We start from the raw sequence: 12,034 nt of genomic DNA on the forward strand, positions 1-12,034 counted from the left end.
TTGCATCATGCGCACGAGGGATCTCGGCATCCGCATCGGACTCGGCACGCCGGGCCGCTTCAACGCGATCACGGACGTACCGGGCGTGCGGGTTGGACATTGCACGCTGAACGTCGAGAACGGCGATGCATCGATCCGCACCGGCGTGACCGTGATCGAGCCGCGCGCGGGTGCCGCGCACGATTCGCCGTGCTTCGCGGGCGTCCATGTGCTGAACGGCAACGGCGACGCGACCGGGCTCGAATGGATCCGCGAAGCCGGCCTGCTGACGACGCCGATCGCCTATACGAACACGCACAGCGTCGGCGCGGTGCGCGATGCGCTGGTCGCGAACGAACGCGAGGCGGCGGCCGGCCGCGTGTACTGGTGCATGCCGGTCGTGATGGAAACCTACGACGGCCTGCTCAACGACATCTGGGGGCAGCACGTGCGCGCCGAGCACGTGCTGCGCGCGCTGGCCGCCGCACAGTCGGGGCCGGTCGCCGAAGGCGGCGTCGGCGGCGGCACCGGCATGATCTGCCACGAGTTCAAGGGCGGCATCGGCACCGCGTCGCGGGTGGTGACGGCCGACGCGGGCGGCTGGACCGTCGGCGCGCTCGTGCAGGCGAACTACGGCGTGCGCGAGATGCTGCGCGTGGCCGGTTATCCGGTCGGCGACGTGCTGCGGCACGTGCCTTCGCCGTTTCGCGCGCCCGACGGGCAGGGCGAGGCCGGGATGGGTTCGATCGTCGTCACGATCGCGACCGACGCGCCGCTGCTGCCGCATCAATGCACGCGCCTCGCGCAGCGTGCGAGCGTCGGGCTGGCACGCGTCGGCGGCGGCACCGAGGATTCGAGCGGCGACATCTTCCTTGCGTTCGCAACAGGGAACGACGGCTTGCCCGCCGCGAACTACGGCAGCAAGGGCGCGCCGACGACGGCCGTGAAGATGGTGAACAACGACCACATCTCCGCACTGTTCGTCGCCGCGGCGGAAGCGGTGGAGGAAGCGATCGTGAATGCGCTGGTCGCGGGGAGCGACGTCGAGTCGCGCGGCGCGCGGGTCGAAGGGCTGGGGCAGGCGCGCTTGCTGGATGCGTTGCGCGAAGTGGGGTGGCGGCCGGTGCGCGGCGCCTGAAACGGCATGCGCCGCTTCAATCGAAGCGGCGTGGCGGGCAGTGTCGTTGCGGCGATCGGCCGGCTCGTCGTGCACGCGCGCAGGCGATACGTGCGATACGTGCGATACGTGCGATACGTGCGATGTGCGCGCGGCGAGCCCGGCCGTGACGACGCGGCGTCATGCTCAGCTGCCGAAGTAGACGTTGCAGAAGCTGACGGGGCCCACGCATGCGTTCGGGTCTTCCTGCTTCGATTGCGCACGATCGACGCGGCCCGAGGCCTGGACGGCTTCGGCGCGGTTCGCCGGTTGTTGCGCGACGTCGGCCGGCGCGCTCTGCGCGTGCGCGACGGCGGCGGTGAGCGACAGGGCAACGAGGGCGAGGTGCAGCGGCTTCATTTCGGTTTCTCCTGGGTCAGTGCCAGTCTCGCTGGCAGTGAGGAAACTATAGGCTCGCCCTGCCTGGAAATTAATCACCGCGGGTGCAGAGCTTATTTCCAATCGGAACAAGGGTGACGTTGCGTACGCATCGATCTCCCGCCGACCCTCGTCGGCGCTCAATGACGATGGCGGTTGAACGGCGCATCCTTGTCCAGCAGCGCGCTGCGAATGAAGTGCAGGCAGCCGACGATGCGCTGCATGCGGTGGCGTTCATCGGGCACCGCGTACCATGCGTGCAGCGTGTGCTGCGCGGCGCGAATCGACAGGTTCACCGATTTGAGCGTGCGCGCATGATGGCCCGGCGTCGGATCGTCGAAGAAGCGCGGCAGCTCGTGCAGCACCGCGTCGACCGAGGCGGTCCAGCGCAGCGTCTGCGGCGGTTTCGATTCGCAGAACCCGTGCAGCTCGTCGCGCAGGTCGATCACCGCGTGGCCGACTTCGAGCGTCGAGAGCATCCAGCGCAGTGCGTCGCGATGTTGTCGCGTGCGCTTGACGAGCAGCGTGCGCAGCTGCGCCATCAGGTCGTGCGTGCTCGACTGGAAGCGCGCGGCGAGCCCGTCGCGCGCGCCTTCGCACGCGAACGTGACCTGGCGGCGCAGGTCGTGCGCGATCCGCGACGTGAGCCACGGCATGTGGGTCGGAAACACCACGGCGAACACGATCGAGCAAGCGAGCATCGCGACGACGACGGCGAAGCCGTTGTTGATCAGCACCTCGGGCGTATACGCGATCGCGTTGTCGGGGCCCGCGAGCAGGCAGAAGAACACCGCGAAGCCGATGCCGTAACCTGACAGGCCCGGGCGCATCGCGAGGAACGCGCCGATGCCGAGCACCGGCGCGAGTGCCGCGCACAGCAGCGGAAAACCGTCGATGTTCGGATAGACGTAGCAGAGGAACACGTAGCCGACGGCGGTCGCGAACGCCGCGCCGACGCCCATCTGCGCGACGAACTTCGGTGCGCGCGGCGACGTCGAGCTGAGCGCGCACGCGATCGCGGTCGCGATCACGGCGAGCGAGCCGCTCGGCCATTCGGACGCGAGCCAGAACGCGCTCATCGCGCCGACGGCGACGAGCGTGCGCAGGAACGCGAAGCCGACGAAGAACGAATTGGTCTTCACCGCGTAGTGCGTGACCGAGCGTTCGAACGCGTGATCGTCGCGATCGAGCGATGCGTTGGTGTCGGCGTAGCCGAGATACTCGCCGATGAAGCGATACATCAGCTCGATCGCGGTGTCGAAGTCGAGCAGGCCGCCGGCCGCGTGATCCTCGATCGCGCGACGCGAGGCGCGCGCGGCCTTCGGCAACGCGGCGTGAAAGCGGCGCAGTTCGAGCAGTGCGCCGGTGGTCGACGTGATGCCGCGCTGCCGCTCGTCGCGCAATGCGGTGATCCGCTGCGCGAGCGCATCGATGTGCGGCGCGAGTGCGTCGAGCACCGCGTCCGACCGGTTCGCGCGCAGGCGTTTGACGAGCTGGTGCAGCGCATGCAGGCGCGTGCACGCATTCATGAACTCGCTGTTGAGCCGCGCGAGCCGGCGGCTGCGCGCGCGAATGTGCGGATCCTCGAACGACGCGAACGCGCGGTTGGCCTCGAACCCGACGATCTCGTCGACGAAATCGGCGAAGCGCCGCTCGAAGTCGCCGCGCGCGAGGTCGCCCGACAGCGCGCCGGCCGCGAATGCCGCGAACTTCACATGACGCGCGCTCAGCGAGCGCATCAGCGCTTTCGCGGAACTGAGCGGCAGGATCAGCGCGCTGACCGCGCCGGAGCATGCGATGCCGAGCGCGACTTCCGCGGCGCGCGTGAGCGCGGACTGGAACAGCGTCTGCGGCGTCATCACCGCGGGCAGGCCGATCAGTGCGGCGGTGTAGCCGGCGAGCACGAACCCGTACCAGCGGAAATGGCGGTTGCGCACCGCGAGCGCGATGCAGCCGCCGACCCACAGCGTGATGCCGGCCATGTAGAGCTCCGGCTGCTGCGCGAACAGCCCGCCGAGCGCGAGCGCGGCGACGAGGCCGGCCGCCGTGCCGAGCATGCGGTAGAAGCTCTTCGCGAACACCATCCCCGACAGCGGCTGCATCAGCACGAACACGGTCGTCATCGCCGTGCGCGGCTGCGACATCTCGAGCCGCATCGCGATCCCCATCGCGAGCAGCGCGGCGAGCACGGTCTTGGCGAGATGCAGCCAGATCAGCCCGTCGGTCGCGGCCCAGTCGCGCGCGGCGCCGCCGAGCGGATCGAGCCGGGTTCTCCATCGGGCCGGTTCGATGGAAGGTCGCTCGATCGCAGGTTGTGGCTTCATGAAAAAAAGCGGGGCGCGTGCGGTGCCGCGGCGCGTCCGGACGGGTCCGTTCGACTGGTGAGGCGCCGATTGTAGGAGTGCGGCGCGCGGGCATTAACGCAGCTACGGGGAAACGATAGTTGCAGGCCGCGTAACAATCTGTCGCATCCGCTGGAGGAAAATAGCGGCTCCGCTACAGGTGGCTCACAGGAATGGATACCCTACAAAACATGCGGGTGTTTACGCGCGTCGTCGAGACGGGCAGTTTCACCGCGGCCGCGCAATCGCTGAATTCGACGACGGGCGCGATGTCGCGCGCGGTGTCGGAGCTCGAGGCGCGCCTGCGCACCCGTCTGATGAATCGCTCGACGCGCCGCCTCGCGCTGACGTCGGCCGGCGAAAGCTATCTGCGGCGCTGCCGCCAGATTCTTGCCGACGTCGATCGCGCCGAGGAGGAGGCGAGTTGCGCGCACGAACGGCCGGCCGGCGTGCTGCGCATGCACAGCTTCGCGAGTGTCGGCCATCACTACGTGATGCCCGCGCTCACGCGCTACCACACGCAATATCCGGACGTGTCGATCGAGCTGTCGCTGTCGCAGCGCATGCCCGACCTGTTCGACGGCACGAGCGACATGGCGGTCGTGACCGCATCGTCGCTGCCCGACTCGGAGCTCGTGTCGCACCTGCTCGGCTCGACCTTCAGCATCCTGTGCGCGTCGCCCGAGTACGTGAAGCGCCACGGCGCGCCGGCCCGCCCGCAGGATCTCGGCGCGCACGCGTGCCTGACACTTTGCACGCCGGCGTTCCCGACCCACGAATGGGTGCTTGAAGGCGCCGACGGCATCGAGCAGATCCATGTCACCGGGCCGGTGCAGACCAATACGGCCGAGTCGCTCGCGCTCGCGATCCGCGACGGTATCGGGATCGGCATGCTGCCGCTGTATGCGGCGATCGACGCGCTGCAGGACGGTACGCTCGTGCGCGTGCTGCCCGGGCACATCCTGCAGAAGATGAACGTGTATGCGCTGTATCCGTCGCGCCGCTTCATCGACGCGAAGGTGCGCACCTGGGTCGAGATGCTGCGTGCGCAGGTGCCGGGGATGATTGCTCGCGACGTCGAGATGCTGAACGCGATCGACCGCGAGCCGCAGGCTGCCTGATCAGGCAGCCCGAGAGCGAATCCAGGACGAGATGGCCGCGTGCCGGACGGCACGCTGTCCGGCCGCATCCATCGTGACGAACCGTTTCGCGCGATTTCCGCCGCGCCCGCGGGACGCATGTCACGCGGGTGCGGCGTTGCTGCGTGTCTTCACAGCGCGGGCTTTGCCGCCACGCCCGATTCCGTTGCGCCCGCACCGGCCGGGCCATATGCGCGTTGCGCGGCCTTGTGCTCGGCGAGCCGTTTTGCTGCCAGGCGTTCCTGCGCGGCCATGATGTCGTCCGGATAGTTGCCGGCGTCGCCGAGCGACGGGTTGTAGCCGACCGATTCGAGGTCATAGAGCTCCTGCAGCACCTGTGCGCGCGTGACGGGCGCCTTGGCGGACTGAGCGAACGACAGGGCCGGTGCGGCAAGCAGGACGGCAGCGGCGGCGGTAACGACGAGCGATTTCACGATGTTCTCCAGTAGACGGGGTATGAGGCCGGTCCGGTGATCGACGCGCGATCCGAACCGTCGATGCCAGTCTATGCAGCACACGCGCGCACAAAAACCCCGATTCCGGGCAGGCAGCTTTCCAGATGGAACAACATTGGTGCACGTCGCCCACAGCGCGCGAACCCGTCCGCCAGGACAGGGTCCTGGCGGACGGGCGACGGGCGCTCACGCGGCGCGGAACTCAGAATCGCGTGCGCATGCCGATCGTGCCGACGATCTGGTTCGCGGTGCTCGAGGCGCCGCCCGACGTGTTGATGAAGGCCTGGTAGCCGCGGCCCGACGCGTGCTGGTACATCGCTTCCGCGTACAGGTCGGTGCGGCGCGACAGCTTGTACACGGCCTGCAGGTCGACCTGATGCCACTTCGGATCGGTGCCGTGCTTGCTGTCCGGGTTCGACACGCTGGCGTCCGTGTACACGTAGGCCGCGCCGAGACTGACGGCCGGCGTCACCGCATAGCGCACGTTCACGTCGTAGTTGTTGAACGCGACCTGGCCGGTGGAACCGAACGAGCCCGAGTTGTCGTACTGCGAGCGCGTATAGACGAAGCCGACCGTCGCCGGACCGAACACGTAGCTGACACCGCCGCCGTACGAGCGCATGCGGTCCGCGCCCACCGACCAGCCGCCCTGGCTCACGCTCTTCGCTTCGGCCACGTCGGTCGCGCCCGGGCTTGCGCTCGTCGAGCCCTTCGTGCCGTTCATCTGCAGGTACGCGCCGGCCAGCTTCAGCGGGCCGTTCGTGTAGCTTGCCGCGACGCTGTACGCGCGGTTGCCGGCGAAGTTCGTCGAGTTCGAGAAGCCGTACAGCGCGCCGACCTTGAAGCCCGCGATCGTGTCGCTCGTGTACTTCACCGCGTTGTTGATGCGCACCGAGTGGTTCAGGTTGTCGTTGTCGAACGGATGCGCGAAGCCGGTATCGCCGAAGTCGCCGGCCGTCGCGGACAGCGGCGCGACGAAGTCGACCATCGTGTCGTACTGGCGGCCGAGCGTCAGCGTGCCGTAGCCGCTGCTGGTCAGGCCGACATACGCGTGGCGGCCGAACAGCTTGCCGTCCTGCCCGAGCGCGCCGTTGTTCACGTTGAAGCCGTTCTCCAGGACGAACAGCGCCTTCAGGCCGCCGCCGAGATCTTCCGTGCCGCGCAGGCCGAAGCGGCTGCCGTTGACCGTGCCGGAGGTCATGCGCCACAGCGATGCGCCGCCGGCGTTGTTGGTGTACGCGATGCCGGCGTCGATCAGGCCGTACAGCGTGACCGAGCTCTGGGCGTGCGCGAGCGGGGCGAAGAGTGCGGCGGCGGATGCGGCGGCAATCAGGGTTTTGTTCGTTTTGTGCATGTAACAGCTCCTGCGTGTGGGACGGGTGACCAAAGTTCGGCGCAAGTGTAGGGGCGGGGTCGCGCGATTCCGGCCGCAGGCGCGCGAGTACACCGTTGCGAGTTGCGCAAGAGTGCGTCACACGGCGTTCACAAATCGGTCCGGAGGCCGGACGGCGTGCGTTTTCGCCGACGGCGCGACGCGAGCGGTCGGTCGGTCGCGCATGCCGTGTCGCGCATTGACAACACGCGCGTCGCCGGCGCGGGAGTTGATCGCCGCGCCGCGCGCGTGGAGAATGGGCAGACCATTGCCGAGATCCGGAGCCCCCGATGACCACGCCGCGCCGTCCTTCCTTGAGTGCCGCGCTGTGCTACCGCGACCCGAAAGCCGCGCTCGCGTGGCTCGAACGCGCATTCGGCTTCGAGCGCGCGCTGGTCGTCACCACGCCGGAAGGCGACATCGCGCACGCCGAAATGAGATTCGGCGACGGCCTCGTCATGATCGGCGGCGCGTGGGCCGACTTCATCGCGTCGCCGCACGACACGGGCGACCGGAACACGCAGCACGTCCACGTGCATCTTCCCGACGACGCCGACATCGACGCGCACTGCGAACGCGCGCGTGCGGCCGGCGCGGAGATCCTGCAGGCGCCGGCCGACCAGTTCTACGGCGATCGCATGTATCGCGCGCGCGATCCCGGCCGGCATGTGTGGACGTTCGGCAAGCACGTGCGCGACGTGGCGAACGACGAGATGAGCGCGGCGACCGGCCTGACGATCGAGGATTTCAAATAAGCGCGGCACGCATCGCAGGAGCCGGTTTTTCCCCACCACGCGGCGCGCTGACGCCGCATGACGCTTGGACCCACCATGAACCTCTTCAATGCACGCCTGCGCGGCCGCGACGGGCTGTTCACGATCGGCATCGACGGCGACCGGATCGCGCGGATCGACGCGCAGGCCGCGCCGGTCACATCGGTCGGCGCCGGCGATGTCGATGCGGGCGGCCGTCTCGCAATTCCGCCGCTCGTCGAACCGCATATCCATCTCGATGCGGTGCTCACGGCCGGCGAGCCGGCCTGGAACATGAGCGGCACGCTGTTCGAGGGCATCGAGCGCTGGTCCGAGCGCAAGGCGACGATCACGCACGAGGACACGAAGACGCGCGCGCATGCGGCGATCGGCATGTTGCGCGATCACGGCATCCAGCACGTGCGCACCCATGTCGACGTCACCGATCCGACGCTGGCCGCGCTGAAGGCGATGCTCGAAGTGAAGGACGAGGCGCGCGGGCTGATCGACCTGCAGATCGTCGCGTTTCCGCAGGAAGGCATCGAGTCGTTCGACGGCGGCCGCGCGCTGATGGCGCAGGCGATCGAACTCGGCGCGGACGTCGTCGGCGGGATCCCGCATTTCGAGAACACGCGCGAGCAGGGCGTCAGCTCGATCCGCTTCCTGATGGAGCTGGCCGAGCGCACCGGCTGCCTCGTCGACGTGCACTGCGACGAGACCGACGATCCGCATTCGCGCTTTCTGGAAGTCCTCGCGGAAGAGGCGCGCGTGCGCGGCATGGGCGCGCGCGTGACCGCGAGCCACACGACCGCGATGGGCTCGTACGACAACGCGTATTGCTCGAAGCTGTTCCGGCTGCTGAAGCGCGCGGGCCTGAACTTCGTGTCGTGCCCGACCGAGAGCATTCATCTGCAGGGGCGCTTCGACACGTTTCCGAAGCGGCGCGGGCTCACGCGTGTCGCGGAACTCGATCGCGCGGGCCTGAACGTGTGCTTCGGACAGGATTCGATCAAGGATCCGTGGTATCCGCTCGGCAACGGCAACATCCTGCGCGTGCTCGACGCCGGCCTGCACATCTGCCACATGATGGGCTACCAGGACCTGCAGCGCTGCCTCGACTTCGTGACCGATCACAGCGCGACGACGATGCATCTCGGCGACGGCTACGGGATCGCGGTCGGGCGGCCGGCGAACCTGGTCGTGCTCGATGCCGACTGCGACTATGAAGCCGTGCGCCGGCAGGTGAAGGCCACGCTGTCGGTGCGCCACGGGAAGGTGATCATGCGGCGCGAGCCGGAGCGCGTCACGTATCCGGAGTGACGCGGATGCGGCGACGGCGGTGGACGGCGGCACGCCCCGTCGGGAACTGCCGTCTTTCTTGTATGCGCTGAATGCATGAGTTGATCAGAAAAATACGTTTGTCTCATGAGAGATCGACGCCTACGATGCGGTCCTGACGGCGGCGTGCATGGTGCGCGCCGTCTTGTCAATCATCGTCCGCCGACCTCATGCGCCTCGATCTTCCGTCTGCTCCCGTGTCTTCCTCGCCGTCCGCCAGTCCGTTCGCGCGGATGGCTGCCGTCACGATCCTGACCGGCGTCGGCGCGGGTGTCGGTGGGATGCTGCTCGCGCTGCTGCTGCACGCGATCCAGCACGTCGCGTACGACTACAGCCTCGCGCACGTGGTCGGCACCGAAAGCTTCCTTACCGGCGTGAGCCAGGCCGACCCGCTGCGCCGGCTCGCGGTGCTCGTCGTCTGCGGGCTGGTCGCGGGCGGCGGCTGGTGGGCGCTGTACCGCTACGGCCGGCCGCTCGTCAGCATCCGCCGTGCCGTGCGTGCCGCCGATCCGCGGATGCCGTTCGTCAGCACGACGGTGCACGCGCTGCTGCAGATCGTCACCGTTGCGCTCGGTTCGCCGCTCGGCCGCGAAGTCGCGCCGCGCGAGATCGGCTCGCTGCTGGCCGGGCAGTTCGCGCACCGCGCGGGGTTGACGCCCGCCGACTGCCGGCTGATGGTCGCGTGCGGCGCGGGTGCCGGGCTCGCGGCCGTCTACAACGTGCCGCTCGGCGGTGCGGTGTTCGTGCTCGAAGTGCTGCTCGGCACGTTCGAACTGCGCGCGCTGGTGGTGGCCGTCGTCACCTCGGCGATCGCGGCGGCCGTCGCATGGATCGGCCTCGGCAACGAACATCAGTACACGGTGCCTGCGTTCATGCTGAGTACGCCGCTCGTCGCGTGGTCGATCGTCTGCGGGCCGCTGTTCGGTTTCGCCGCGTACGGCTTCGTGCGGCTCACGAGCCGCGCACGGGCCGACGCGCCGAAGGGCCGGCTGCTGCCGGTGCTCGCGCTGGTCAACTTCGCGGTGATCGGTGTGCTGGCGATGCGCTTTCCGCAACTGCTCGGCAACGGCAAGGGGCCGGCTTCGATGGGCTTCGACGGCACGCTGACGATCGGGCTCGCGGCGACGCTGCTCGTGCTGAAGGTGGCGATCGAGGCGGGCAGCCTGCGCGCGGGGGCGGAGGGCGGGCTGCTGACGCCCGGTCTCGCGAACGGCGCCCTGCTCGGCGTCGTGCTCGGCGGGCTGTGGAGCCTCGTGTGGCCGGGCGCGTCGATCGGCGGATGCGCGCTGGTCGGCGCGACCGCGTTCCTCGCCGCGTCGATGCAGATGCCGATCACGGCCGTCGTGCTGCTGCTCGAATTCACGCGCGCGAATCACGACAGCCTGGTGCCGATGCTGCTGGCCGTGGCGGGCTCGCTGGTTGCGTACCGGTTCGCGCAGTGGCTGGTGGAGGGGCGGCTGGGGGCGGCCGCGGCCGTCGCCACGCCGGTGACGGCGACCCGGTAGCCCTCCTCGGCACAGGCTACGGCGCGCGGGCTGCCTGTCATCGCTTTTTCCCGTTTCCTTGCCGGTTTCCAGCCCGTATCCCGACGGATCACGCCGAAGCGCGTCTGCCGGTTCTGTGCAGGATTTCGCCGGTCCTCAATCGCGCGACCGTGCGTCGGCGCGTTCGTGTCCGTGACGCAACGCGAGGCTCGCGAACGCTGCGACGACGAGCGCCGCTGCCAGCAGCGTCAGCCCGTTCTTCGCATTGCCGGTCGTCTGTTCGATCGCGCCGACGACGGTCGGCCCGACGAAGCCGCCGAGCAGCCCGCACGTATTCACGAGGCCGAGACCGCCGGCCAGTGCGCTGCCGGCGAGTCGCGACGCGGGAAACGTGAACACGATCGACTGCACGACGAAGAACATCGACGCGGCGACGCACACGCAAGCGAGACCGGCCACGGGCGACGCATGCGCGGCACCTACCATTCCCGCGGCCATTACGATGAGCCCGGCGCACAGTATCCGGCGCGAATGATGCGACTCGCGCGCAAAGCGCGGCAGTGTGGCGGCGCCAAGGGCGGCAGCGAGCCAAGGCAACGCGGTCAGCAATCCCACCGCGAACGGCGAAAAGCGTCCGGATGCGCCAATGATGCCGGGCAGGAAGAAGATCACCGTATAGATGGTCAACTGGTGGCAGAAGTACACGAAGATCGCGAGCCAGATCTGCGGATCGCGCAGCGCGGCACCGAACGCGTGGCCGCCGTGGGTTGCAACGCCTGCATCCTGTTCCGCCGCCAGCGTGCGTTCGAGCGCGCGGCCGGTTTCGGGGGACAGCCACGGCGCGCTGCTCGGGCGGTCCGGCGGCCGTGTCCACACGACGAAGGCGAGCAGGACGGCCGGAATTCCCTCGACGACGAACAGCCATTGCCAGCCGTGGAAGCCGAGCCTTCCATCGAGTTCGATCAGCGCGCCGGCCAGCGGACCACCGACGATGTTCGCGATGCACACGCCGAGGAGGAAATAGCCGGTCGCCCGCGCACGTTCCTCGCGACCGAACCAGTACGTGAGGTACAGCATCACGCCCGGAAACAGCCCGGCTTCGGCGGCGCCGAGCAGCAGGCGCATCACGTAAAACGACGTCGGGCCGGCAACGAACGCCATCGCGATCGACAACGCACCCCACGTGATCATGATTCGCGTGATCCAGAAGCGCGCGCCCACCCGGTGCATGATCAGGTTGCTCGGGATTTCGAATAGCGCGTAGGTGAGAAAGAACAGGCCCGCGCCGAGTCCGTAGGCGGCCGATGAAATGCCGAGATCGACACCCATCGAGTGTTTTGCGAATGCAATGTTGGTGCGGTCAAGGAAGCTGATTACGTAGGCGGCGATCAGCAGCGGCATCAGTTTGCGAAACAGCAGCCGGTTCAGCGACGCACTTGCGTCGCCGACGGCGGAAGGCAGGGCCTGGGCGTGATGAGTGGACATGCGGACGACTCCGGTAATGGCGAACGGGCGCACACGGCAAGCACGGCGTGCCGCGTTCGGCTGAGGCCGCTGCGTCGCGCGCAGCGGAGGGGCAGACGACGGAGCCGCGCCGGCGGCGCTCGACGGGAGCGGGGCGATGGAAGGCATCCTGGCA

General features: G+C 68.5%; 10 protein-coding genes. 5 read left to right on the forward strand and 5 right to left on the reverse strand.

The genetic code is table 11. The features are described 5' to 3' along the window. The first annotated feature begins 7 nt into the window (after positions 1–7). A complete protein-coding gene (locus DIE16_RS01100; RefSeq protein ID WP_124484888.1) occupies positions 8–1,117 on the forward strand; it encodes a P1 family peptidase in 1,110 nt (369 codons plus the stop codon). Between the two features lie 165 nt (positions 1,118–1,282). Here the strand turns inward: DIE16_RS01100 and DIE16_RS01105 are convergent, their stop codons facing one another. Continuing rightward, a complete protein-coding gene (locus DIE16_RS01105) occupies positions 1,283–1,495 on the reverse strand; it encodes a hypothetical protein (RefSeq protein ID WP_044843047.1) in 213 nt (70 codons plus the stop codon). A 158-nt stretch (positions 1,496–1,653) separates the two neighbouring features. Then, a complete protein-coding gene (locus tag DIE16_RS01110; protein ID WP_124891636.1) occupies positions 1,654–3,837 on the reverse strand; it encodes an FUSC family protein in 2,184 nt (727 codons plus the stop codon). Positions 3,838–4,028: 191 nt separating this feature from the next. On the opposite strand from DIE16_RS01110, the gene DIE16_RS01115 reads away from it, so the two are divergent. After that, the gene (locus tag DIE16_RS01115; protein ID WP_124484886.1) at positions 4,029–4,976 is read left to right on the forward strand and encodes a LysR family transcriptional regulator; all 948 of its coding nucleotides are present in this window, start codon (positions 4,029–4,031) and stop codon (positions 4,974–4,976) included. A gap of 149 nt (positions 4,977–5,125) precedes the next feature. Here DIE16_RS01115 and DIE16_RS01120 read toward each other — a convergent pair whose 3' ends face one another. Further along, on the reverse strand, positions 5,126–5,428 hold the full coding sequence (locus tag DIE16_RS01120) for a DUF4148 domain-containing protein (RefSeq protein ID WP_124484885.1): 303 nt from the start codon (positions 5,426–5,428) through the stop codon (positions 5,126–5,128). A gap of 223 nt (positions 5,429–5,651) precedes the next feature. Continuing rightward, on the reverse strand, positions 5,652–6,803 hold the full coding sequence (locus DIE16_RS01125; RefSeq protein WP_044843051.1) for a porin: 1,152 nt from the start codon (positions 6,801–6,803) through the stop codon (positions 5,652–5,654). 308 nt (positions 6,804–7,111) lie between these two features. On the opposite strand from DIE16_RS01125, the gene DIE16_RS01130 reads away from it, so the two are divergent. From DIE16_RS01130 to DIE16_RS01140, 3 genes are all read left to right on the forward strand, one after another. Further along, entirely contained in the window at positions 7,112–7,576 is a 465-nt protein-coding gene (locus DIE16_RS01130; RefSeq protein ID WP_124519610.1) for a VOC family protein, read from the forward strand. Between the two features lie 75 nt (positions 7,577–7,651). Then, a complete protein-coding gene (gene codA, locus DIE16_RS01135) occupies positions 7,652–8,893 on the forward strand; it encodes a cytosine deaminase (protein ID WP_124519608.1) in 1,242 nt (413 codons plus the stop codon). 188 nt (positions 8,894–9,081) lie between these two features. Further along, positions 9,082–10,416 (forward strand): chloride channel protein, encoded by a 1,335-nt coding sequence (locus tag DIE16_RS01140; RefSeq protein WP_124519606.1) that lies wholly within the window; start codon positions 9,082–9,084, stop codon positions 10,414–10,416. Positions 10,417–10,551: 135 nt separating this feature from the next. Here DIE16_RS01140 and DIE16_RS01145 read toward each other — a convergent pair whose 3' ends face one another. Next, positions 10,552–11,880 carry an MFS transporter gene (locus DIE16_RS01145; protein ID WP_124891637.1) on the reverse strand — a complete coding sequence of 443 codons (1,329 nt, stop codon included), beginning with the start codon at positions 11,878–11,880 and terminating at the stop codon, positions 10,552–10,554. Positions 11,881–12,034 lie beyond the last annotated feature (154 nt).

Source organism: Burkholderia sp. Bp9090, assembly GCF_003857985.1.
Lineage (GTDB): Bacteria > Pseudomonadota > Gammaproteobacteria > Burkholderiales > Burkholderiaceae > Burkholderia.

Bases quoted from the DNA above. Each gene is read 5' to 3' on its own strand.
- DIE16_RS01100 (WP_124484888.1), top strand. From the start codon at position 8: ATGCGCACGAGGGATCTCGGCATCCGCATCGGACTCGGCACGCCGGGC.
- DIE16_RS01105 (WP_044843047.1), bottom strand. From the start codon at position 1,495: ATGAAGCCGCTGCACCTCGCCCTCGTTGCCCTGTCGCTCACCGCCGCC.
- DIE16_RS01110 (WP_124891636.1), bottom strand. From the start codon at position 3,837: ATGAAGCCACAACCTGCGATCGAGCGACCTTCCATCGAACCGGCCCGA.
- DIE16_RS01115 (WP_124484886.1), top strand. From the start codon at position 4,029: ATGGATACCCTACAAAACATGCGGGTGTTTACGCGCGTCGTCGAGACG.
- DIE16_RS01125 (WP_044843051.1), bottom strand. From the start codon at position 6,803: ATGCACAAAACGAACAAAACCCTGATTGCCGCCGCATCCGCCGCCGCA.
- DIE16_RS01130 (WP_124519610.1), top strand. From the start codon at position 7,112: ATGACCACGCCGCGCCGTCCTTCCTTGAGTGCCGCGCTGTGCTACCGC.
- codA (WP_124519608.1), top strand. From the start codon at position 7,652: ATGAACCTCTTCAATGCACGCCTGCGCGGCCGCGACGGGCTGTTCACG.
- DIE16_RS01140 (WP_124519606.1), top strand. From the start codon at position 9,082: ATGCGCCTCGATCTTCCGTCTGCTCCCGTGTCTTCCTCGCCGTCCGCC.
- DIE16_RS01145 (WP_124891637.1), bottom strand. From the start codon at position 11,880: ATGTCCACTCATCACGCCCAGGCCCTGCCTTCCGCCGTCGGCGACGCA.